Source organism: Cupriavidus sp. GW823-FHT07B10 (assembly GCF_058794355.1).
In genome coordinates this window covers 289,086-310,751 of the sequence record NZ_JBXAGS010000004.1, presented here as the reverse complement: position 1 = coordinate 310,751, position 21,666 = coordinate 289,086, and the positions used below count along the sequence as shown (strand labels likewise).

Sequence of the window (21,666 nt, the reverse complement as noted above, 5' to 3'; positions counted from 1 at the left end):
ACGCCCCTCCGGACAGCGCGGCGCGGGGGCTACACCAACCCGATATCCCGCCCCCGCACCCCCGGAAACACCTGCGCCAGCCGCGCCTCATCGAGCCCGTACAGCCTGCGGAAGACCCCGCCCAGCACCGCCCGGTACTCATTGCGCACCGGCCAGTCGCGGTTCTGGTTGAGCGTGGCTTGTTCCACCGCTACCTGCTCACCAATGATGCGGCCGCCACGCACGGTGCCGCCCGCGACCCAGTAGACGGTGCCGTGGCCGTGGTCGGTGCCGCGCGTGCCGTTCTCGCGGAAGGTGCGGCCGAACTCGGACAGCACCACCACGGTGGTCTTGTCCCACACAGGACCCATCTCGGCGGCGAAAGCAGACAGGCCGCGGCCGAGGTTGTCGAGCAGGCCGGCCAGTTGCCCCTGTGCGCCGCCCTGGTTGACGTGGGTGTCCCAGCCACCCACGTCGATAAAGCCCAGGTTGAAGCGCTCGCGCATCAAGCCCGCCATGCGCCGGGCCTCGACCTCGAATCCGCGCGCGCTGAGCGAGCGGCGGTTGGCGGCCTGCATTTCCTGCATGCGCGCGGCCATGGTGCCGGCATCGTTGCCTGACATGCCGGGCTGCGGCTGCGCCTGGCGCGCCACCGTTTCGCGCAGCTCGAAGCCTTCATCGATCAGCGATTCAAAACGCGTGCCACGGTACATCTGCGCCAGCAGCTTCGCCTGGCGCGCATCGAACGGGGTGCGGCCGCTGCCCTTGAGCGAGACATTGGGCACGTCGCGCGGACCGGACAGCACCATCGGCAGGCCGTCGGTGAAGGCCACGGGCGCGGCCTGCCCGCCCATGGCCTGCGCCAGGCGGTTCAGGAAGCCGCTGCCGCGCAGCGCGGCCACGGACTTGCGGTCCTCGCCTTCGCCGGGCAAGCCGGCCTCGATCCCGTCCTGGGTCTCGAAGTGGCTGCGCGACAGGTCGTGCGTGCCGGCGAACGGCACGAAGGCCAACTGGCCGCGCTGCCATAGCGGCAGCATGGTCGCGGCCAATGCCGGGTGCAGCGCCCAGTCGCCGATGCCGCGCGCGGCGCTGTCGGCGGCAAAAGCCGGCGCCAGCGCCACTGCCGCGTTGGGGTCAGCGTCCGCACCGGCCGCGGGCGGGCGGCGAATGGCGATATTGGGCCGCGCGGCGTAATAGAAATCACTGCCGGCCGGCACCAGCGCGCTGGTGCCGTCATAGCCGCCGCGCAGGAACACCAGCAGGAAGCGCGCATCGGCCCGCGCCGGCAGCGCATAGACACGCGAGGCGATGGCGGGCAGGGCCAGCCCCAGCGTGGCGCCGCCCATCGTTTTCAGCCATTGTCGGCGTTGCATGGTCTGCTCCCTGTCAGCGCTGCATCCACTCGGGCGAGCCGAGCAGCACGGTATTCCATTCGGCCTGCGATTCCGCCTGGCCCAGCGCGGCGCGCGTGGCGGGGCCAAGGGTGGCTTCGATGGTGTCGAAGTACAGCTTGTTGCCGATCATCGGAAAGCGCGCGCCGCGCGGCCTCGCGCCATCGCCTGCAAACAATCCCGCCGGCCCCGAGCCGATCGCGCGCGCGATCTCGAAGCGCCGCACCATCTGGCCCGAGCTGGCCCACGCGCTTTCCGACGATGGATAGCCGTCCGGCGCCACGTGGCCGTAGAGCGGCTCGCCGAGCTGGTTCAGCCAGTTCATCACCGGGCGCAGGTTGGTCACGGGACGACCTTCATAGGCGAGCCGCATCGACGACACCACATAGACCATCGGATCCTTGAACTTGCGCGTGGGCGCCGCCAGTTGCCGGTCCAGTTCCGGCGCCAGGAACAAGGTGCGCAGCACCGCGGCGATATCGCCATCGGTGTACGTGAAGGTCTGCGCCATGCGCTCGACCAGCGCCGGCGGCGGGTTGTCGGCGATGAAATAGGCGGCCAGCTTGGCGCTGATAAAGCGCGCGGTGGCCGGCTCGCGCGCCAGGATCGACACCGCTCGCGCCACTTCGTCGAAGCCGGCCGGCTCGATGCGCTGGCCCAGCAGCGTCTTCGCACCGAAGTCATGGCGCGCGGGGTTGAATTCGAACAAACCCTCACTGCGGTACAGCCCCGCGCGCGCCGGCGGCAGCCGCGGCAGCGGCGTGCCGCGCAGGTTGACGCCCACGCCGGTCAGCACGCGCGCCAGCTCCTGCACGTCCTGCTGGGTGTAGCGGGAGCCGCTGGGGCCGCCCGATACGCCCATGGTATGCAGCTCCATCAGCTCGCGCGCGTAGTTCTCGTTGATGCGGTTGGCGCTGCTCTGGGCGTTGTCGAGGTAGACCAGCATGGCCGGCGCGGTCACGCTGGCCATCAGCAGGTCGCTGAAGCGGCCCAGCGCGTGCGGGCGGATGGCGCGCTCTTCGTAGTCGGCCAGCAGCAGCCGGACCTGGCCCTTGCCCGAGTAGACGTTGAAATGGTTCATCCAGAACCACGTCATTTGCTCGCGCAGCTGCGCCGGAGAATACAGCGCGCGCAGCAGGTGGCGCCGCGCGGCAGCGGCCACGATCTCGCGGCCCTGCGCGTTCAGCGCCTGGCGGGCCTGCTGCTTGCTGTCGTCGTCGGGCAGCGCGTCGATGCGCTGGCGGGCGTCGCGTGCGGACTGGATCTGCGCGGCGGCATCGGCCTGCAGGTTGGGCAAGGCTGCGATGACGGCCGCCAGTTCGGGCGGATCGGCCAGCGGCAGCGTCAGTTGCTGGTCGAGGAAGCCCTTGCGGCCCAGCCGGCGCAGGTCGCCAAGGGTGGTCTGGTCAGCGCCGTAGGTGACAGTGTTGAGCCAGCGCAGGTCGGTGGCGGCGGTGCTGCCGCCAGCCTCGGCCGGCACCTGGGCGCAGGCGGCCAGGCACGCTGCCAGTGCCAGTGCCGCGGCGGCCCGCCAGGCGGCGAGCGCGCCCCGGCCGGATTGTCTCGAATGCTGCGCCGGATTCATGCCTTGCTCCTCGCCCTGTTCGATCAACATCACTATGTTACGTGGCAAGCGCACATTGGTTGACCCGGAGGCGCCGCCGGAGTGTTACCAGTGCTTTCAGCACGCCGATTGCCGGAATTGCCAAGACAGCGGCGCGCTGCCTGGCTAGCCTTGCGCTCTGTCCCTCCGATCCCGCCCCCGGCGGAAACGCCTGCTTGCATGTCGCGCCCCCTGTCCGCTGCCGCCTGGCTGCCCACCGTTGGCTTTGTCCTGATCTGGTCCACCGGCTTTATCGTCGGCAAGGCCATCGTGCCGCTGGCCGATACCAGCCTGTTCCTGCTGGGCCGCTTTGCCGTGGCGGCGCTAATGTTCGTGGCCTGGTCGCTGGCGGCGCGCGCGGCCTGGCCGCCGCTGCGCGAGGCGCCGCGCCACCTGCTGGCAGGCGCGCTGATGCAGGGCATCTACCTGTGCGCCGGCTACGGCGCCGTGGCCAGGGGCCTGCCGCCGACGATCATGGCCCTGCTAGGCGCGCTGCAGCCGCTGCTGACCGCGCTGCTTGCCATCCCCCTACTGAAGGAGCTACCTTCCAGGCGGACGTGGCAGGGCCTGGCGCTGGGTGCGCTCGGCGTCGCGCTGGTGGTCGCCCCGGCGATGCAGGCCGGCATTCACCCGGCCGCGTCGGCCCTGTCGCCCTGGATCGTGCTGCTGGGCGTGCTGGCCATTGTCTCCATCACCATGGGAACCCTCTTGCAGAAGCCCGCCATCGCCGCCTGTGACTTGCGCGCCAGTTCCGCCTGGCAAAACCTGGGCGCCATGCTGGTAGCCGCCGCGATGGTGGCGATCCAGGCCGCCGACGCGCCGCTGCACTGGCATGGTGGCGTGGCGCTGTGGGCCGGACTGGCATGGGCGGCGATCGGCCTGTCGGGCGCCGGCACCTGGCTGCTGGTCAGCCTGGTGCGGCGTGGCCAGGCCGCCAATGCCGCGGCGCTGATGTTCCTGGCGCCGCCGCTGGCCGCGCTGCAGGCCTGGCTGCTGTTCGGCGAACGGCTGGATGCGGTGCAGGCGCTGGGCATGGCGGTGGCCGGCGCGGGCGTCTGGCTGTGCCAGACCCCTGGCAGGTTGCGGCATGCCGAAGCCCGCTGAACCCCAAGCCTCGCCGCTGGTCGAGCATCGGCGCTACCGCCCGCAGCCTGACGGCCACCAGCACGGCTACCACCAGTTGCTGTTCGGTCTGGCCGGCGCCACCGAGCTGGAGATCGACGGCCACGTCTATCGCGTGGACGACCGCACCGGCCTGATCGTGCCGGCCGGCAGCCATCATGAATTCCTGGGCTTGGACGGCAACCTGCAGCTGGTGGCGGACTTCCCGGCGCGCTCGGTGGCACTGCCCGCGCGGCTGATGACGCGCCCGCGCACGTTCCCGCTGGACGGCGCCTTCGGCAGCCGCGTGCGCGCGCTGGCGGCATGGCGCGCCGCCGCAGCAGCACGCGGGCCGCAGACCGACTGGCACCTGGCGGCAACGCTGGCCGCGGCGCTGGCGGACTGCCTCGGCATGCCCGGCGACGAGCAGGTATTCCCGCTGATGGCCGTTGATGCCTACCTGCGCGCCAACCTGGCCGCGCCACTGCGCGTGGCGGAAGTCGCCGGGCATTTCGGCTGGAGCGTGCGGCGCTTCCAGACCCTGTTTGCCGAGGCCTTCGGCGATACCCCGCACCGCTACCAGACCCGGCTGCGGCTGGACCGCGCGCTGCAGCTGCTGACGCAATCCACGCTGCCGCTGGCCGAGATCGCGCTGGCGTCAGGCTACCCGGACCAGACCACCTTCACGCGCAGCTTCGCGCGGCGCTTCGGGCAGCCGCCCGGGGCGTGGCGGGCGGCCGCACGCGGCTAGCCTGCCTGCGCGGTAGTCGATTCTGGCACCGGACTAACCGTGGTGACCCTCTCGCGTCGAGGCGAGTTAGAGGGCGGCGCAGGTTGAATGTGCGGCGTATAAGGCTTCCGCCCCTTGCAAGATCCGAGCGCTTAGCGCCGCATTGATCTGCGTCAGACTCAGATCATGCAGGGAAGCTATTGTGTCAATAGGGCCCCGCGAGTCCCGATATCGCATCGGACTCAACGGTCTGCTTCCCAGTTTCCCAGGAGGGCGCCATGGCCACCCCACTAGCCACCTCGCTTCCAACTTCACCTTCCGCCGCGCTTTCCACCCCGGGCCCGACACCGCTTGCCGCCTGGCATACCGACCATATCCATTTCGCCTCAATGCTCGACCTGCTGGAAAAGCAGGTCAGCACCTTCCATCAGGGCGAGCAGCCCGACTACGGCCTGATGGCCACGATCATCCAATACCTGCGCAACTATGGCGATTGCGTGCACCACCCCCGTGAGGATGTTGCCTACGCGCTGCTCGTGGACCGGGATCCCGGCACGCGGATCATCATCAGCCGGTTACTGCAGGAACATCGCGTGATCGCCACAGTCGGCGCGGAATTGCTCGACCGCCTGCGTGAAGCCCAGAGCGAGGTGGTCACCTCGCGAGCGGCACTGGAAGCGGCCGCCGCCATGTACCTGGTGTACTACCGCAACCATCTGTCCACCGAGGAGAAACAGGTCATGCCGCGCGCCGCCCGGTTCCTGACCGAAGCGGACTGGGCGGAGGTCGCCGCCATCGATCCGGCCAGTGCCGATCCGCTATTCGGCGCCAATATGGAGAGGCGCTTCGCGACTTTGCGCAAGCAGATCGACAGTGAAGCGAACGCGTCCATGCACTGAACGTCGGTCGCTTCGCGGCACTGCCGGGCCTCGGCTCAGAACTTATGCCTGCGGCGAGTGTCTTGGCCCTGGCAGAAACCGTCCCGGGCTTTTTAACGGCATCCGGCAACAGCAATGACGGACAGGTATTGCAGCCTATTTGCCGCTCTGGCGGCCCAGCAGCACCGTCTCGCCGGTCTCGCTCGAGTGCCGGCGCAGGGCGTCGCGGACCGAGGCGCCGGTGCCCTCAGCCCACCCTCAGCATCGCCATGACGATGGTTCTTCTATAGCAACCACTCCCCGATCATCCGCAGGATTTCCGCCTTCACGGCTGCAGGGTCCATGGAAGCCCGGTTCAGGCGGTGCACGGAGATACCGCGCAGCAGGCTCATCAGGATGAAGGCCGCGGATTTTGTGTCCACGTCCGCCCGGATCTGCCCAAGGGTCTTCGCCTCGTTGAGCTTGTACTCGACGTAGGCCATGTTCTTTTCGTTGTAGTCGTGGACAAAGCCATGCAGCGGCGAGTCGGCAACGGACGAGTCAAGCACGATGAAAAACATCGCGCGGATACTGTTGACCGCGTTTTCCGGCCGCTGGGTGTAGGCGTCCACCAGCGAATAGATGCCGTGAATGCCGCGGGTATCGCTGCCGTCCTTCTTGCGCTGGGCATTGAATTCACGCGAGAGCTGTTCCAGACATTCCTCCAGCAGCTTTTCCTTGGAGCCGAAGTGATTGTGCGCCAGGCCGCGGCTATAGCCCGCCTTGGTGCCGACTTCATTCATCGTCAGCCCGGCGAGGCCTTTTTCAGAAATCAGCTCGATTGCGGCCTGCACCATACGGCTGACAGACTCCTCACGCCGTTGCTCCTGGGTGCGACTGGTTTGCTGTTTCATAGGTAGTGAGCGATATGTCGCCTGCGGCGCGCCGACCGATGCATGGATCGGCCGGCTATGTCTCGAAGCAGTGGTAATGGTCCATGGCGCCGTTGTGGCTGCGTTGAACAGGATATGGGTCTGTTCACGCGGAGCTGCACGGCGCCCAAATTGTACCGAAGCGAACGGGCCACTTTTCAGAACTGCGTCGACACAAGGCCCTGCGTGCGCAGTTTCCGGCGCAGCAGTAAGACCAGGCGCTCAACTCGGCCGGATATTGGCTTTTTCCGCCACACCCTTGAAGCGCAGGTATTCCGCACGCTGGAATTCCCCCAATTCGCCGAGCGCCTTCTTCAAAAAGGTACCCGCGCGCTTGGACTGGTATGCCTTTGCCGCCTCGGTCCCTTGCGCGGCGGAAATCGCTGCGGCAAGCTCCTTGAGCTTGTCCTGCGGGGTGCCGGCCTTCATCGAGAAGGACGACCACACGTAGGATTCAAAGTCCGCATAGCCCAGTTCCTTCATCGTCGGGACATTCGGCAACAGCTTGTCGCGCGCCCCGCCGGTAATCGCGAGCACGCGGAGCTTCTTGGCCTTTTCCATGGGGGCGATGCCGGTGATGTCGTTGAGGGCGATGTCCAGCCGGTTGCCGATCAGGTCCGTCACCATGGGCGCTCCGCCCTTGTACGGCACGGGCGTGGTCTTGATACCCGTTACCTGCGCCAGCCACTCGCCTACCAGGCGATAGCCTTCGGAATAATTGCCGATCGAGATCGGGTTGCCCGTGGCCTTGTAGCGGGCCACCACATCCGCAATGCTGTTGTAGGGTGAATCGTTGCCGGCCACAAAAGCGGCGGCGGAGATCGCCAGGCCGTGCAGCGGCACCAGGTCCTTGAACGGGTCGTAGCCCAGGTCCTTCACCATCACCGGGTTCACCGCGATCAGCGAGTTACTGCCCAGCAGGATGGTGTTGCCGTCCGCCGGCTCCGCCAGCACAGTGCGCACGGCGATGAGGCCGCTGGCCCCCGGCTTGTTCTCGACCACGATGGAGCGTCCCAGCGCCTTGCCGATCAGCTCCGCGTAAAAGCGCGCGCCCTCGTCCGAGCCGCTGCCCGCCGTGAAGGGCACGATGACGCGAATCGCCTTGCCCTGCGCCCGGGCGATGTAGGGGAAACCCAACGCTGCCGCGCCCGCCAGCAGCGTGGCGCCAAATTGTCTCCGTTGCATGGTGCTTGTCTCCTGTATATCGAAATGGTTTGGCCTTGGCCGGATTCAGTCTTCAAAGACCGGCAGCCGCCTTTCGGCCATGGCCTTCACGCCCTCGGCCATGTCCGGCCCCGCAAACTGGGTAGCCTGCTCCGCGCTCTCGCGCGAGATGGCGTTGCGGATGTGGCTGAGCGAGTCCGCTTTCAAGGTTTGGCGGGTGGACTGCAACGCACGCGGCGATGAAGTGGCCATTTCCCGGGCCAGTGCCATCGCGGCGGTGCGCACCTCCGCCTCGGGGACGATGAAGTCCACCAGCCCCAGCTCACTGGCGCGGGCGCCATCTACGCGGGCGCCGGTGTACAGCAACCACGCCGCCATCTGCTTGCCGATCAGCGCCGGCAGGGTGTAAGAGAGCGCGAAGCCAGGGTGAATCCCGAGCCGGTTGAAGTTGGCCGAAAACCGGGCCTTTGCGCATGACACCCGGAAGTCCGCCGCGAGCGCCAGGCCAAGGCCGCCACCCACGGCCGCGCCCTCGATGGCGGCCACAATCGGCTTGCTGAAACTGAAGATGCGCAGTGCCTCCAGATAGATGGGATTAATGCGCGAGGCGCTGCGCCCCTCCGCGCCATTGCGCCGCGAAAAATCCGCCCCCGCGCAGAACGCGCTGCCGCCCGCCTGCAGCAGCACCGCACGGCAGGTCTTGTCGGCCTGCAGCCGGTCCAGCTCGTCGGCAATCCGGGCAATCATCTCCACATCAAAGAAATTGTGCCGCGGGCGGTTCAGCTCGATGATGGCAACATGGCCGTCGCGGCTGGTCAGGATGGCCTGGTTCGGCGTCTCAGACATGGGTGGCGGTCCTTTCTGCATGCGTGGGTTGGGCTTGGTGGTCAGCCGGCGTTGCCGGGGCATCCGCCGACGGCAGGGTGCGCGCGGTCAGGTGCGGCCAGAACTGGTCCGAGCCTGCCTGGATGAACGCCTGGCCGAGGCGCTCTGCCCATTCGGTGCTGCTGCCGGCCTCGGCACGCCAGGCCCACAGGCGCCGCGTGGCAAAGTTCAGCGGGTATTCGTAGGTAAAGCCAATGGCGCCATGCACCTGGTGCGCAATCGAGGCACCCGTGCGCACCGCGTCGCTGGCCGTCACCTTGGCGACCGCGGCGCTGAATTCAGCCTGGGGCGCGCTGTCCTCCTGCATGGCGGGCAGATCGCGCAGTGCGGTGGCCGCAGCCGCGTAGCTGCAGGCCACCTCGCCGGCCAGCACGGCAATCTGCTGCTGGATAGCCTGGTTCTTGCCGATGGGCTTGCCAAACTGCACGCGGTCCTTCACATACTGCACCGCCAGGTCCAGCGCGTAATCCAGCGCGCCGGTCAGCTGCGCGGCGGTGGTGGCGGCGTAGAACACTTCCAGCGGCCGGCTCAGCCCGGAAATGCCAGCAGGCAGCACATGCGCCACGGGGGCATGGTCAAGCACCACCGTGTCGGCCGGCAGCGATGCGGCATCGGCCTTTGGCTCCACCCGCACGCCAGTCCCCTTGGCATCCACCAGGCAGACGTGGCCTGCCGCCTCCACCACCAGCCAATGGGCATGGCGCGCCCACTTCACCGCTGTCATCGTGCCGGTGAGGGTGGCGGGCGTCCCCGCCTCATTGCCGGTCAGTGCCAGTGCCCGCGTCTGCGCGCCGGCGGCCAGCGCAATCACGCTGCCGGCCGCCAGGTCCAGCCCGCTGCGCGATGCCAGGTACTGCCCCACCACCGCCTGCGACAGCGGCACCGGCGCCTGGGTATAGCCGACCTGGTAGAACAGGGACAACGCTTCCGGCCACGAGGCCTCGATGCCGCCATGCGCCTCGCGGCAGAGAATCTTGGTCATGCCGGCGTCGGCGATGGCTTGCCACAGTGCGCCGGCAAATTCACCGGTCTCGACAGCGGTCAGCAGCTCGCGGCTCACCTCGTTGGCCAGCAGTCGCTTGACGGTTTCTTCAATCATGTTGTCGCTCATCGCAGCCCCAGTCCTTTCGCAATAATTCCGCGCAAAATCTCTCTCGTTCCCCCGCGCAGCGAGAACGATGGCGCCGCCAGCGTCACCAGGTTCAGCACCTGGTCGAACTCGCTTCCATCCCCCAGTCTGTCGGGGAATACCTCGTAGGCAATGTCGGGCAGCGACTGCTCCAGCAGCGCCCCCTGGTCCTTGACGATGGAGGCGGCCAGCGACGGGTCCTGCCCCTCGGCCATCATCAGTGCGATGCCCTGCGACATCTGGCGCAAGGTGGCATAGCGCGCGATCACCTTGCCGATGGCCACGGCCTGCTGACGGTTGCCTGCCTGCGCCGCATCGAGCATCTCCAGCAGCAGTTGCGTGCTGCTCAGGAAGCGCTCCGCGCCCGATCGCTCGTACTTCAGTTCATTGATCACCTGGCTCCAGCCCTTGCCCTCCTCGCCCACCAGGTGGTCGTCGGGCACGAACACGTCGTCGAGGATCACTTCGTTGAAGATGCGCGTGCCGAGCTGCGAGACGATGGGCCGCACCGTCACGCCGGGGCGGTCCATCTCGATGAAGATCTGGCTCATGCCGGCGTGGCGGTCATCGCCACGTTCCCTGGTGCGCACCAGGGCCACCATGTAGTGCGCATGGTGCGCGCCCGAGGTCCACACCTTGCGGCCGTTGATCTTCCAGCCGCCTTCGACCTTGGTGCCGCGGGTCCGGATGGAAGCGAGGTCCGAGCCCGAGTCCGGCTCGCTCATGCCGATGCAAATGAACGCCTCGCCCCGGCGGATCTGCGGGATGATTTTGGGAGCAAGCTGGTCGCGGCTGTAGCGGATGAGCAGCGGCCCCATCTGGCGGTCGGCGGCCCAGTGCGCGCCCATCGGGGCACCTACGGCCAGCAGTTCCTCCAGCATCACATAGCGCTCCAGCATGCTCTTTCCGCCGCCGCCGATGTCGGTTGGCCAGGTCATGCCGAGCCACCCCTTTTCGCCCATCTTCCTGGAGAAATCCGGGTCGCGGCCGGCCCAGTTGTATGCCCGCTCGACGCGTGAATACTTTGTGATGTGCTCCCTGGCAAAGGCTCTTGCCTCCTCCCGGAGCGCCTCGCATTCGGGTGGCAGGTCCCCGACCGTGACGTGCAACGTATCCATGTTTATCCTTACTTGCTTGCGAACAAGCAACACTATAGAGTGGATACAACGAATCTGCTCTAGGTAATAACGATGAGAAGCGAGGCAACCATGAACGCAAGCGACATGACGAACGACCAGAAGAAGCCGGACGCCACCGCTCCCCGAGGCCCTCTTGCCGGTATCCGCGTGCTGGATCTGACCGCGGTGGTACTGGGTCCCGTCGCCACCCAGGTGCTGGCGGACTATGGCGCCGAGGTGATCAAGGTAGAACCGCCCGAGGGCGACCTGATGCGTGCAAACGGCGTGAGCCGCACGCCCGGCATGAGTTCCACCTTCATGAATATCAACCGCAACAAGAGTTCGGTGTGCATCGACCTCAAGGCGGAAGAAGGCAAGGCACAGCTACGCCAGCTGATCGGCCGCTGCGACGTGCTGGTGCACAACATCCGCATCAAGGCGATCGAGCGGCTGGGGTTCGGCTACGATTCGGTGGCGCAGATCAACCCGGGCATCGTCTACTGCGCCGCCACCGGCTTTGGCGAGGGCGGCGCCTTTGCCGGCCAGCCCGCATTCGACGACATCATCCAGGGCGCCTGCGGCCTGGCCCATCTGGTGGGACACGAAAGCGGCGTCCCTGACTACCCGCCCACCCTGCTGGCCGACAAGATCGCGGGCCTGGCCACGGCCAACGCCATCCTGGGCGCGATCGTCCACAAGGTCCGCACCGGCGAAGGCCAGTACGTCGAAGTGCCGATGTTCGAGACAATGGTCGCCTTCACGATGACGGAGCATCTGGGCGGCCACGGCTTTCAGCCGCCCATTGGCGACGCCGGCTATGCGCGCCTGCTCAAGGGCGGCCGCAAACCCTCGCCCACCAAGGACGGGTACATCGCCCTGCTGCCCTATACGGAGCAGCACTGGAAGGCCTTCTTTCACCGCTTCGGGCGCGGCGAATTCATCGAACAGTTGAACATCAGCAGCCGGATCGAGCGCAACAAGAACATCCAGGCGATCTATGCGGAGCTGCGCAACATCACCGCGCGGTACACCACAAAAGAGATGATGGACGTGTGCCGCGAGATGGATATCCCGGTCGCGGAAATGTATTCCATCCACACCATCCAGACCCATCCCCAGGTACAAAGCACCGGGCTGTTCCAGACCATGACGCACCCCACCGAAGGCGACGTGGTAACCACCCGCCCGACGGCCCTGTTCTCCAGGTCGCCTGCTTCCATCTATAAGCCTGCCCCTCGTCTCGGCGAGGATACTGAGCGGGTCTTGGGTTCCAGGTCCGTGAAATGTTCGAATTGAAGCCGAACCTGAAAAACACGGCCAAGCAGCCGCCCATTGATCCCAAAGTGGAGAAAGCGTCTAATCATCAAGAGAAGGGACCTGAAGTGACGAGGTCTGTATGCACTGCACAAACTGCGGATCCGAGAACCCTCCTGACGCGAGGTTCTGCAAGGATTGCGGATCACGACTGGGCCGACGCTGCCCGCACTGTGGCCACGACTCGGGTTCGGCCGACAGGTTTTGTACCGCATGCGGCGCATCGCTGGCCTTACCCACTGTCGGCCCTTCCGATGAAAACCAGCTGACGGCGGCGCCCGCTCCCATCGACTACACCCCACGCCACCTGGTCGAACGCATCCTGGCGCAGCAGGCGGCGATGGAAGCCAGGGGCGCGACCGCCGGCGAGCGCAAGACCATCACGGCGCTGTTCGCCGACATGGCGGGTTCCACGGCGCTGATCCACGACCTGGACCCGGAAGAAGCGCGCCGCCTGATCGATCCCGTGATCGCGCTGATGATGGAGGCCGTGCACCACTACGAAGGCTATGTCGCCAAGTCGCTGGGCGACGGCATACTGGCCCTGTTCGGTGCGCCCATCGCGCATGAAGACCACCCGCAGCGCGCGCTGTATGCGGCGCTGCGGATGCAGGAAGCGATGCGCCGCCACGGCGACCGCATCCGCCTGGAGCAAGGCATACCGCTCCAGATCCGGGTGGGCATCCACACCGGCGAGGTGGTGGTGCGGTCCATCCGCCGCGACGACCTGCATACCGACTACGATCCGGTAGGACACACGATCAACATTGCCTCGCGGATGGAAAGCATCGCCACGCCGTCGTCCATTCTGGTCAGCGAGGCGACCTGCAAGCTGACGGAGGGGTATTTCGACTTCAAGGCCCTGGGCGCAACCCAGGTGAAGGGCATTAGGGAGCCGCTTGCCGTGTATGAAGTGCTGCGCCTGGGCGTGTTGCGCACGCGCCTGCAGGTGGCGCAACGCCGCGGCCTGGCGCAGTTCGTAGGCCGCGAGGGTGAGCTGGCGCAATTGCGTGACGCGCTGGAGCGGGCCAAGGCGGGACACGGGCAGATCGTGGGCGTGGTCGGCGAGGCCGGGGTCGGCAAGTCACGGCTGTTCCATGAGTTCAAGGTGCTGTCGCAGCGCGGCTGCATGGTGCTTGAGACCTTCTCGGTGTCGCACGGCAAGTCGTTCGCGTACCTGCCGCTGATCGACCTGGTGAAGAATTATTTCCAGATCGAGCCGCTCGATGATGAGCGCAGGTGCCGCGAGAAGGTCGCCGGCAGGATGCTGATGCTGGACCGCACACTGGAAGAGCTGCTGCCTTACCTGCTTTTCCTGCTGGGTATCAGCGAGCCGGGTTCGGCATTGCCGAACATGGATCCCCGCATCCGGCGCCAGCGCACCTTCGACGCAATCACGCGCCTGCTGGTCCGAGAGAGCCACAACCAGCCGCTCGAGTTGATCTTCGAGGACCTGCAATGGCTGGACAGCGAGACCGAGGCGTTCCTGGATGTCCTCGCCAGCCACCTGCCAGGTGCCAGGATCCTGCTGCTGCTCAACTATCGGCCCGAGTACCAGCATGGCCGACATCAGCCGGACCGCTACACCGAGCTACGGCTCGATCCGCTGGGCCAGGCCGAGGCCCAGGAACTGCTCGCCGCGCTGCTTGGCGACGATCCCGCGCTGATGCCGCTCAAGCGGCTCATCCTGGACAAGACCGAGGGCAATCCATTCTTCATGGAGGAAGTGGTGCAGACCTTGTCCGAGGAGAAGGCCCTGCTCGGCGAACCTGGCCACTACCGGATCGAGCAGACCCCGATCGCGCTGCATATTCCCACCACGGTCCAGGGCGTACTGGCCGCCCGCATCGACCGGCTGCCCCGCCCCGAGAAAGACTTGCTGCAGAGCCTTGCCGTGATCGGCAAGGAGTTTTCCCTGAGCCTGATCCAGCGCGTGGTCTCCCAGCCGGAGGAACAGTTGCAGCCGCTGCTGGCCAGGCTGGAGGCCGGCGAATTCATCTACGAGCGGCCCGCATTCCCGGATACGGAGTACATGTTCAAGCATGCGCTGACCCAGGAAGTCGCCGGCAGCTCGCTGCTGACCGAGGAGCGCACCGCGCTGCACCAACGCACGGCGCAGGCAATCGAAGCCCTGTTCCAGCATCAGCTGAAGGATCACTACAGCGAGCTGGCCCGGCACTACAGCCTGAGCGGCAATGAACCGAAGGCCGTCGAGTACCTGCAGTGCACCGGCCAGCAGGCAGTGCAGCGCTCCGCGTACCACGAAGCGATCCGCCACCTGAATGCCGCGCTGGAATTGCTCCAGCGCCAGCCCGATTCGCCCGAACGCGCCCGCCAGGAACTCACGCTGCGCCTTGCCATCGGGCCGGCGCTGATCGCCGCCAGGGGCTTTGCCTCGTCCGAGGTCGAAACCACTTACAGCCGTGCCCTGGCGCTGTGCGGCGAGGTCGGGGAGACCCCGCAGCTTTTTCCCACGCTGGTCGGCCTGCGCACGTATTTCTCCCTGCGCGCCGAGCATCGCAAGGCTTACAAGCTGGGCAAGCAACTGCTTGCCCAGGCCAGGAAGACGCAGGACCCGGAGCTATTGGGCGAGGCCCATGTCTCGCTCGCCACGACCTTGTATTACTGCGGGAAGTTCAGGGCCTCCGATGGCCACCTGCGAGATGCGCTCGCCCTCTATGGCGCCAAACCGGATCACGTCCATGTGAATATGCATGGCGTCGACCCGGAGTCACGGGCGCTATCCTTTTCGGCATTGGTCCTGTGGAATCTCGGCTATCCGGACCAGGCCTGCAAGCGAGCACAGAGTTCGCTCACGCTGGCCCGGCAGCTGTGCCATCCCTTCAGTCTCGCGCATGGCCTCTGCCTGGCGGCCGAGCTGCACCAGTTCCGCTGCGACCCAAGGCTCACGCTCGAGTGCGCCGACGCGGCCATCGCGCTCTCAAGCGAGCAGGGCTTCCCCGTGTGGCTTGCCTGGTCGACCTTCCTGCGCGGTTGGGCCCTGGCCGAGCAAGGGCAGCATGAGCAAGGCATCGCGCAGATGCGCCAGGGGCTGGCGGCGTACCACGCTACCGGCGCGGCGCTGGGGCATTCGCACTTCCAGCAACTGTTGGCGCAGATCTACGCACGCATGGGACAGGTGGATTCAGCCCTGGACGCGCTAGCCGAAGCGCAAGACGCGGTGCAAAGGACCGGTGAGCACTATTGCGAAGCTGAGTGGCATCGGGTCAAGGGCGAGATGATCCTTCACGGCTGCCGTTCTGATGGCCTTCTGTCTGAAGATGACGCGCAAGCGTGTTTTCACCAGGCGATCACGGTAGCCCGCAAGCAGAATGCCAGGTCGCTGGAGTTGCGGGCCTCACTGAGCCTTGCACGGCTCTGGCAACGCCAGGGCAGGCCCGAGCCGGCCAGGCAACTGCTGGACCAGATCCGCGGCGCATTTACCGAAGGGCTGGACAGCGCGGACATGCGCGACGTCGTGGCGGCATGCCGTTGATGACGATTTCGCCGCCAGCGGCGATTTGCGCCAGTGTTTACATTCTGAATCTCCTGATTTCCACTCAGGCCGCCCTGGCGGCCAGTGCGGGATAGTCGGTCAGCCCGCGTGCGCCACCACCAAACAGCGTGTCGCGGTCATGGGGGTTGAGCGTCGCGCCAGCGCGCAGGCGCTCCGGCAGGTCGGGGTTGGCCACGAACGGCCGGCCGAAGGCAATCAGATCGGCCCATCCCTCGTTCAGCGCGGCCTGCGCACGTTCCGCGGTGTACTTGCCGGCGTAGATCAGCGTGCCCCGATACACCTCGCGCAGCCGCTGCTTGAATGCGGCGGGCATATGCGGTGCATCGTCCCAGTCGGCCTCGGCGATATGGATGTAGCCCACGCCCAGCTCGCCGAGCAGCTTTGCCGCGGCCGCATAGGTGGTTTCCGGATCGGCGTCGACGCAGCCATTGAGCGTGGTCAGCGGCGCCAGGCGGATACCGACCCGGTCCTTGCTGCCCGTGCCCTCGATCAGCGCCTGCGTCACCTCGCCCAGGAACCGCAGGCGGTTTTCTAGCGAGCCGCCATATTCGTCGGTACGGTTGTTGGCTTCCGAGTCGATGAACTGGTTGACCAGATAGCCGTTGGCCGCGTGCAGTTCCACACCGTCGAAGCCGGCCGCCATCGCGTTGCGCGCGGCCTGGCGGAATTCGTCGACGATGGCGTGGATCTCTTCCACCTTGAGCGCGCGCGGGTGGGATGCCTGCACGAAGCCCGGCTTGCCATCCTGATCGGCGACGAACACGTTCACACCGTGCGCCTGGATGGCGGACGACGACACCGGTGCGTGGCCATCGAGCAGACTGACATGGCTCAGGCGGCCCACGTGCCAGAGCTGCGCGAAGATGCGCCCGCCCGCTTCATGCACGGCAGCGGTGACCTTGCGCCAGCCGGCGACCTGCGCCGGCGTGTGGATGCCGGGCGTCCACGCATAGCCCTTGCCGAGCGGCGAAATCCAGGTGCCCTCGCTGACGATCAGGCCGGCGCTGGCGCGTTGCGCGTAGTACTCGGCCATCAGTTCGTTCGGCACGTCGTCGGGCTGGCTTGCGCGCGAACGCGTCATCGGCGGCATCACGATGCGATTGGGCAGCGTGAGGGCACCCAGCGAATGCGGCTGGAACAGCGGATCGTGTGTATCGGACATCATGGCCTCCTCAGTCCCAGGCCGGGGCCAGGCCCTCGGGGCTGACCTCGCGGCCGTTGCGCTCCAGCGCGGCGATCTGGGCCATGTCGTCGGCGTCGAGCTTCAGGTCGCGCGCCAGCAGGTTGCTGGCCAGGTTCTCGCGCCTGGTCGACGACGGAATCACCGCATAGCCGAGTTGCAGCGCCCATGCCAGCGCAACCTGCGCGACGGTGGCGCGGTGCTTGTTCGCGATCTGCGCCAGCACCGGGTCCTTCAGCACCTTGCCGTAGGCCAGCGTCATGTACGACGTCACGGCGATGCCCTGCTCCTTCAGGAACGCGGCGAGCTTGTGGTTCTGCAGATAGGGGCTCAGTTCGATCTGGTTGGTGGCGATTTCGCCCTTGCCAACCGCATCGAGCGCCTGCTTCGTCAGTGCGATATTGAAATTGGAAACACCGATCTGCCGCGTCAGGCCCAGCGCCTTGGCTTCGGCCAGCGCCGCCATGTATTCGGGCAGCGCCACGCCATTGCCCGGCGCCGGCCAGTGGATCAGGGTCAGGTCGACGTAGTCGGTGCGCAGCTTGTCCAGGCTTTCGCGCAGGCTCGGCACAAGCTTGCCGGCGGCGTAGTTCGCCGTCCAGATCTTGGTGGTCACAAACAGTTCATCGCGCTTCACGCCGGCCTCGGCGATAGCCTGGCCGACGTCGGCCTCGTTGCCGTAGATCTGTGCCGTATCGACGGCGCGATAGCCCAGGTCCAGCGCGTTGCGCACCGAATCGATCACGGCCTGGCCGGTCAGGCGGAAAGTCCCGACACCAAATGAAGGAACGCTCATGGTGCAACTCCTATGAAGGAAACTCGAATGCACGCAGTTTGCCGCCCTTACCTTTGCGGATAAAGCCGTGTATAAGGGAAATTCATTTGATTTGAAATCAATAATGAAGACGACCATCGACGAACTGCTGGCCTTTGCCGCCGTGGTGGACACCGGCTCGATCACGGCGGCCGCCGAGCAGCTCAAGCTGACGGTCTCCGCCGCCAGCCGCACCCTGGGCCGGCTGGAGGAGAAACTGCAGACCACGCTGCTGCGGCGAACCACGCGGCGGCTGGAGCTGACCGAGGAAGGGGCGGCATTCCTGGAACACGCCCGCGCCATCCTGGCGATGGTTGACGAGGCGGAAGAGCAGATCGCGGCGCGCCGCCTGCGGCCGGTTGGGCGCTTGCGGGTGGATGCGGCAACGCCGTTCATGCTGCATGTGATCGTGCCGCTGCTGGAGGGCTTTCGCGCCAGCTACCCGGAAGTGGAACTGGAACTCAACTCGAACGAAGGCATCATCGACCTGATCGAAAAGCGCACCGATGTGGCGTTCCGCATCGGCCAGCTGAAGGACTCAACGCTGCATGCGCGCCCCATCGGCACCAGCCGAATCCGCATCCTGGCCAGTCCCGGCTACCTGAAGCGCCACGGCACGCCCACCAAGCCGGCGCAGCTCGCGCAGCATGCGCTGCTGGGCTTCACGCAGCCGGAATCGCTGAACGACTGGCCGCTGCGCGACGACGACGGCAGCGTGCTGCATATCAAGCCAACCATCGCCTCGTCCAGCGGCGAGACCCTCCGGAGCCTGGCCCTGAACGGCCAGGGCATTGCCTGCCTGTCGGACTTCATGACGCGCGACGATCGGCAAGACGGGCGGCTGGTGCAGCTGTTTGCGAAACAGACCCTCGATGTGCGCCAGTCGATCAACGCGGTCTACTATCGCAACACCGCGTTGGCGTCCCGCATCACCTGCTTTGTCGAGTATGTGGTCAAGGTGCTTGGCCAGAAGCCGTTCGAGAGCTAGTTTTCATATTTGATGCCAGATCAAAAGTATTTGACCGATACACGGCTTAATCTGCAAAGATGAACCGGGCAAACTGCGCTCCATCGAAACCCATTCCCTGGAGCACAAATGAGCCCCCTCTTCAAGCCCTTTGCCATGGCCGAGCAAACGCTATCCAACCGGATCGCCATGGCGCCGCTGACCCGTTCGCGCAACCCGGACGGGGTGCCCAACGATCTCAACGCGCTCTACTACGGCCAGCGTGCCGACGCCGGCCTGATCGTGACCGAAGGCACGGTGATCTCGCCCAGCGCGCAGGGATTCCTGTTCAATCCGGGCCTCTACACGCCGCAACAGGTTGAAGGCTGGCGCAAGGTGACCGACGCGGTGCATGCGAAGCGCGGAACGATCTTCACGCAGCTCTGGCACGTCGGCCGGGTGAGCCACGTCTCGATCCAGCCTGGCGGCATCCAGCCGGTCAGCGCAACCGACCAGGTTGCGAAGAACACCAAGGCCTGGGGCTATACCGCCGACGGCACGCCCGGTGCGGTCGATGTATCCGCGCCGCGCGCGCTGGCCAGCGGTGAGGTCTACGGCGTAATCGCCGATTTCGCGGAAGCCGCGGCCAATGCGATCGCCGCCGGCTTCGACGGCGTGGAACTTCACGGTGCCAATGGCTACCTGATCGAACAGTTCCTGAACCCGACGGTGAACGACCGCACCGACGAATTCCGTGGCGACACGCTGGAAGGCCGTACCCGCTTTGTACTGGCTGCCATCGACGCCGTGGCAGCCCGGATCGGCGCGCATCGCACGGCCATCCGCCTGTCTCCCTATGGCGGACTGGGCGACATGGGCGAGTACCCTGAGCTGGAGCAGACCTATCTCCATCTGGCCGACGAGCTCTCGAAGCGGAACATCGCCTACGTCCACCTCATGGACCAGAGCACGCGCGGCAGCTCGGCCACGCCGGGCGACTTCCTGGCAAGGTTCCGACGTCGCTTCACGGGTGCGCTGATCCTTGCGGGTGGCATGACACGCGCACGCGCCGAGCAGCTGATTGCCGATGACCTGATCGACATTGCCGCCTTCGGCGAGCCGTTCATCGCCAACCCCGACCTGGTTGCCCGGCTTGAGAACAACTGGCCGCTGGCCTCGTCGGACCGCGCGCACCACTACGGTGGCGGCGCCGAGGGCTACACGGACTATCCCGCCTACGACGGCGCCGCCGCAGCCTGAACTGCGCCAGACCACCTCGCGCAGCTTCACGCGGCGCTTCGGGCAGCCGCCCGGGGCGGGTGTCCGCACACGGATAGCAAGGCTGCACTCAGTCCACCGAGCCACACGCTTGCGCGCGGGGGTGTCGCCGCTCAGGTCGTCAGCAATTTTTCCTGATTTTCACCACGAATTCAGCAACAAATACCCGCGTTATCTGATTAACCTGCCCGCTATTTTCCGTTTACGGCCCGCCGCGGACGAGAAAATAGCTGCTCCCGCCGGCCCCACGAAGGCCGGCGCGGCCTTTCTGATGACACGGAGACAACGACACATGAGTGCAAGCGCAGAACATCTGCAACGCGGCCTGGGCGAACGGCATATCCGGCTGATGGCGCTGGGTTCGGCCATCGGCGTGGGCCTGTTCCTGGGCGCCGGCAATGCCATCAAGATGGCCGGCCCCGCCATCATGCTGGGCTACCTGATCGGCGGCGCGGTGATCTTCCTGATCATGCGCGCGCTGGGCGAAATGGCCGTGCACAACCCGGTGGCCGGCTCGTTCTGCCGCTACGCGCAGGACCACATGGGCCCGCTGGCCGGCTACCTGACCGGCTGGAACTACTGGTTCCTGTGGCTGGTGACCTGCGTGGCGGAGATCACCGCCGTGGCCATCTACATGGGCATGTGGTTCCCCGACGTGCCGCGCTGGATCTGGGCGCTGGCCGCGCTGGCGGCAATGGGCTCGGTCAACCTGATGGCGGTCAAGGCCTATGGCGAGTTCGAGTTCTGGTTCGCCATGATCAAGATCGTCACCATCGTGCTGATGCTGATCGGCGGCGGGGCCATGATCGTGTTCGGCTTTGGCAACGGCGGTATCGCCACCGGCATCTCGAACCTGTGGGCGCACGGCGGTTTCATGCCCAACGGCGCCTCCGGCGTGCTGATGTCGCTGCAGATGGTGATGTTCGCCTACCTCGGCGTGGAGATGATCGGCCTGACCGCCGGCGAGGCGCGCAACCCGAAGAAGTCGATCCCGGACGCGATCAACTCGGTGTTCTGGCGCATCCTGATCTTCTACGTGGGTGCGCTGTTCGTGATCCTGTCGCTGTACCCGTGGAACGAGATCGGCGCCCAGGGCAGCCCCTTCGTGCTGACTTTCGAGCGGCTGGGCATCAAGACCGCCGCCGGCATCATCAACTTCGTGGTGCTGACCGCGGCGCTGTCGTCGTGCAATGGCGGCATCTTCAGCACCGGGCGCATGCTGTACAACCTGGCGCAGCAGGGCCAGGCGCCGCAGGCCTTTGCCAAGGTCGACCGCAATGGCGTGCCGCGCCGCGCGCTGCTGGTGTCGATCGCCGCGCTGCTGTGCGGCGTGCTGCTCAATTACCTGGTGCCCGAGCAGGTCTTCGTCTGGGTGACGGCGATTTCCACCTTCGGCGCGGTCTGGACCTGGGCCATCATCCTGGTCACGCAGATCCAGTTCCGCCGCAGCCTGTCGGCGGCCGAGCGCAAGGCGCTGGCCTTCCGCATGCCGTTCTGGCCCTATGGCTCCTACATCGCGCTGGCCTTCCTGGCGCTGGTGGTGGCGCTGATGGCCTACTTCCCGGAGACCCGCGTGGCGCTGTACGTGGGCCCGGGCTGGCTGGTGCTGCTGACGGTGTGCTACTACGCGCTGGACATGCGCTCGCGCGGGCCAGTCAGCTACCGCGCCTGAGCTTGCCGTAGCCAGCGGGGTGCGCCGGCCGGCGCGCCTCGCTACAATGGCTCCCG

Annotated in this window: 17 protein-coding genes; 8 read left to right on the top strand and 9 right to left on the bottom strand. The window is 66.3% G+C overall.

Features of this window, described 5'->3' with window-relative positions; translation table 11 throughout:
• Nucleotides 1-29 precede the first annotated feature (29 nt).
• Both AC1Q6V_RS11590 and AC1Q6V_RS11585 read right to left on the bottom strand, forming a co-directional pair.
• Nucleotides 30-1,352, bottom strand: a complete 1,323-nt coding sequence (locus AC1Q6V_RS11590) for a DUF1501 domain-containing protein (RefSeq protein WP_058696605.1) — start codon at nucleotides 1,350-1,352, stop codon at nucleotides 30-32.
• 13 nt (nucleotides 1,353-1,365) lie between these two features.
• On the bottom strand, nucleotides 1,366-2,955 hold the full coding sequence (locus AC1Q6V_RS11585; RefSeq protein WP_454751067.1) for a DUF1800 domain-containing protein: 1,590 nt from the start codon (nucleotides 2,953-2,955) through the stop codon (nucleotides 1,366-1,368).
• Between the two features lie 198 nt (nucleotides 2,956-3,153).
• Here AC1Q6V_RS11585 and AC1Q6V_RS11580 point away from each other — a divergent pair, with 198 nt between their 5' ends.
• The 3 genes from AC1Q6V_RS11580 to AC1Q6V_RS11570 all read left to right on the top strand — a co-directional run bounded on the left by AC1Q6V_RS11580 (nucleotide 3,154) and on the right by AC1Q6V_RS11570 (nucleotide 5,703).
• Entirely contained in the window at nucleotides 3,154-4,077 is a 924-nt protein-coding gene (locus tag AC1Q6V_RS11580; RefSeq protein WP_010810985.1) for a DMT family transporter, read from the top strand.
• Nucleotides 4,061-4,825, top strand: a complete 765-nt coding sequence (locus AC1Q6V_RS11575; protein WP_454751065.1) for a helix-turn-helix domain-containing protein — start codon at nucleotides 4,061-4,063, stop codon at nucleotides 4,823-4,825. The genes AC1Q6V_RS11580 and AC1Q6V_RS11575 overlap by 17 nt, the downstream gene beginning before the upstream one ends.
• Nucleotides 4,826-5,082: 257 nt before the next feature.
• Nucleotides 5,083-5,703 (top strand): hemerythrin domain-containing protein, encoded by a 621-nt coding sequence (locus AC1Q6V_RS11570; protein ID WP_454751064.1) that lies wholly within the window; start codon nucleotides 5,083-5,085, stop codon nucleotides 5,701-5,703.
• Between the two features lie 263 nt (nucleotides 5,704-5,966).
• On the opposite strand, the gene AC1Q6V_RS11565 is transcribed toward AC1Q6V_RS11570, so the two are convergent.
• The 5 genes from AC1Q6V_RS11565 to AC1Q6V_RS11545 form a co-directional block, all read right to left on the bottom strand.
• Nucleotides 5,967-6,575, bottom strand: coding sequence for a TetR/AcrR family transcriptional regulator (locus AC1Q6V_RS11565; RefSeq protein ID WP_231881459.1), 609 nt, complete (start codon nucleotides 6,573-6,575; stop codon nucleotides 5,967-5,969).
• 240 nt (nucleotides 6,576-6,815) lie between these two features.
• Nucleotides 6,816-7,778, bottom strand: coding sequence for a tripartite tricarboxylate transporter substrate binding protein (locus AC1Q6V_RS11560; protein ID WP_010810981.1), 963 nt, complete (start codon nucleotides 7,776-7,778; stop codon nucleotides 6,816-6,818).
• Between the two features lie 45 nt (nucleotides 7,779-7,823).
• Nucleotides 7,824-8,624 (bottom strand): enoyl-CoA hydratase/isomerase family protein, encoded by an 801-nt coding sequence (locus AC1Q6V_RS11555; RefSeq protein WP_454751063.1) that lies wholly within the window; start codon nucleotides 8,622-8,624, stop codon nucleotides 7,824-7,826.
• The gene (locus tag AC1Q6V_RS11550; protein WP_231881461.1) at nucleotides 8,596-9,741 is read right to left on the bottom strand and encodes an acyl-CoA dehydrogenase family protein; all 1,146 of its coding nucleotides are present in this window, start codon (nucleotides 9,739-9,741) and stop codon (nucleotides 8,596-8,598) included. The genes AC1Q6V_RS11555 and AC1Q6V_RS11550 overlap by 29 nt, the downstream gene beginning before the upstream one ends.
• Nucleotides 9,742-9,749: 8 nt before the next feature.
• Nucleotides 9,750-10,889 (bottom strand): acyl-CoA dehydrogenase family protein, encoded by a 1,140-nt coding sequence (locus AC1Q6V_RS11545; RefSeq protein ID WP_011617680.1) that lies wholly within the window; start codon nucleotides 10,887-10,889, stop codon nucleotides 9,750-9,752.
• 90 nt (nucleotides 10,890-10,979) lie between these two features.
• Between AC1Q6V_RS11545 and AC1Q6V_RS11540 the strand changes: the two genes are divergently transcribed.
• The gene (locus AC1Q6V_RS11540; protein WP_454751062.1) at nucleotides 10,980-12,185 is read left to right on the top strand and encodes a CaiB/BaiF CoA transferase family protein; all 1,206 of its coding nucleotides are present in this window, start codon (nucleotides 10,980-10,982) and stop codon (nucleotides 12,183-12,185) included.
• Between the two features lie 100 nt (nucleotides 12,186-12,285).
• A complete protein-coding gene (locus tag AC1Q6V_RS11535; RefSeq protein WP_454751061.1) occupies nucleotides 12,286-15,699 on the top strand; it encodes an adenylate/guanylate cyclase domain-containing protein in 3,414 nt (1,137 codons plus the stop codon).
• 64 nt (nucleotides 15,700-15,763) lie between these two features.
• Here AC1Q6V_RS11535 and AC1Q6V_RS11530 read toward each other — a convergent pair whose 3' ends face one another.
• Nucleotides 15,764-16,885, bottom strand: a complete 1,122-nt coding sequence (locus tag AC1Q6V_RS11530) for an alkene reductase (protein WP_010810975.1) — start codon at nucleotides 16,883-16,885, stop codon at nucleotides 15,764-15,766.
• Between the two features lie 7 nt (nucleotides 16,886-16,892).
• The gene (dkgB, locus tag AC1Q6V_RS11525) at nucleotides 16,893-17,696 is read right to left on the bottom strand and encodes a 2,5-didehydrogluconate reductase DkgB (protein WP_010810974.1); all 804 of its coding nucleotides are present in this window, start codon (nucleotides 17,694-17,696) and stop codon (nucleotides 16,893-16,895) included.
• A gap of 103 nt (nucleotides 17,697-17,799) precedes the next feature.
• Here dkgB and AC1Q6V_RS11520 point away from each other — a divergent pair, with 103 nt between their 5' ends.
• From AC1Q6V_RS11520 to AC1Q6V_RS11510, 3 genes are all read left to right on the top strand, one after another.
• The gene (locus tag AC1Q6V_RS11520; RefSeq protein WP_010810973.1) at nucleotides 17,800-18,702 is read left to right on the top strand and encodes a LysR family transcriptional regulator; all 903 of its coding nucleotides are present in this window, start codon (nucleotides 17,800-17,802) and stop codon (nucleotides 18,700-18,702) included.
• Nucleotides 18,703-18,810: 108 nt separating this feature from the next.
• Nucleotides 18,811-19,920, top strand: coding sequence for an alkene reductase (locus tag AC1Q6V_RS11515; RefSeq protein ID WP_454751060.1), 1,110 nt, complete (start codon nucleotides 18,811-18,813; stop codon nucleotides 19,918-19,920).
• A gap of 310 nt (nucleotides 19,921-20,230) precedes the next feature.
• A complete protein-coding gene (locus AC1Q6V_RS11510) occupies nucleotides 20,231-21,610 on the top strand; it encodes an amino acid permease (RefSeq protein ID WP_010810971.1) in 1,380 nt (459 codons plus the stop codon).
• Nucleotides 21,611-21,666: the final 56 nt, after the last annotated feature.

Bases quoted from the DNA above. Each gene is read 5' to 3' on its own strand.
- AC1Q6V_RS11590 (WP_058696605.1), bottom strand. From the start codon at position 1,352: ATGCAACGCCGACAATGGCTGAAAACGATGGGCGGCGCCACGCTGGGG.
- AC1Q6V_RS11585 (WP_454751067.1), bottom strand. From the start codon at position 2,955: ATGAATCCGGCGCAGCATTCGAGACAATCCGGCCGGGGCGCGCTCGCC.
- AC1Q6V_RS11580 (WP_010810985.1), top strand. From the start codon at position 3,154: ATGTCGCGCCCCCTGTCCGCTGCCGCCTGGCTGCCCACCGTTGGCTTT.
- AC1Q6V_RS11575 (WP_454751065.1), top strand. From the start codon at position 4,061: ATGCCGAAGCCCGCTGAACCCCAAGCCTCGCCGCTGGTCGAGCATCGG.
- AC1Q6V_RS11570 (WP_454751064.1), top strand. From the start codon at position 5,083: ATGGCCACCCCACTAGCCACCTCGCTTCCAACTTCACCTTCCGCCGCG.
- AC1Q6V_RS11565 (WP_231881459.1), bottom strand. From the start codon at position 6,575: ATGAAACAGCAAACCAGTCGCACCCAGGAGCAACGGCGTGAGGAGTCT.
- AC1Q6V_RS11560 (WP_010810981.1), bottom strand. From the start codon at position 7,778: ATGCAACGGAGACAATTTGGCGCCACGCTGCTGGCGGGCGCGGCAGCG.
- AC1Q6V_RS11555 (WP_454751063.1), bottom strand. From the start codon at position 8,624: ATGCAGAAAGGACCGCCACCCATGTCTGAGACGCCGAACCAGGCCATC.
- AC1Q6V_RS11550 (WP_231881461.1), bottom strand. From the start codon at position 9,741: ATGATTGAAGAAACCGTCAAGCGACTGCTGGCCAACGAGGTGAGCCGC.
- AC1Q6V_RS11545 (WP_011617680.1), bottom strand. From the start codon at position 10,889: ATGGATACGTTGCACGTCACGGTCGGGGACCTGCCACCCGAATGCGAG.
- AC1Q6V_RS11540 (WP_454751062.1), top strand. From the start codon at position 10,980: ATGAACGCAAGCGACATGACGAACGACCAGAAGAAGCCGGACGCCACC.
- AC1Q6V_RS11535 (WP_454751061.1), top strand. From the start codon at position 12,286: ATGCACTGCACAAACTGCGGATCCGAGAACCCTCCTGACGCGAGGTTC.
- AC1Q6V_RS11530 (WP_010810975.1), bottom strand. From the start codon at position 16,885: ATGATGTCCGATACACACGATCCGCTGTTCCAGCCGCATTCGCTGGGT.
- dkgB (WP_010810974.1), bottom strand. From the start codon at position 17,696: ATGAGCGTTCCTTCATTTGGTGTCGGGACTTTCCGCCTGACCGGCCAG.
- AC1Q6V_RS11520 (WP_010810973.1), top strand. From the start codon at position 17,800: ATGAAGACGACCATCGACGAACTGCTGGCCTTTGCCGCCGTGGTGGAC.
- AC1Q6V_RS11515 (WP_454751060.1), top strand. From the start codon at position 18,811: ATGAGCCCCCTCTTCAAGCCCTTTGCCATGGCCGAGCAAACGCTATCC.
- AC1Q6V_RS11510 (WP_010810971.1), top strand. From the start codon at position 20,231: ATGAGTGCAAGCGCAGAACATCTGCAACGCGGCCTGGGCGAACGGCAT.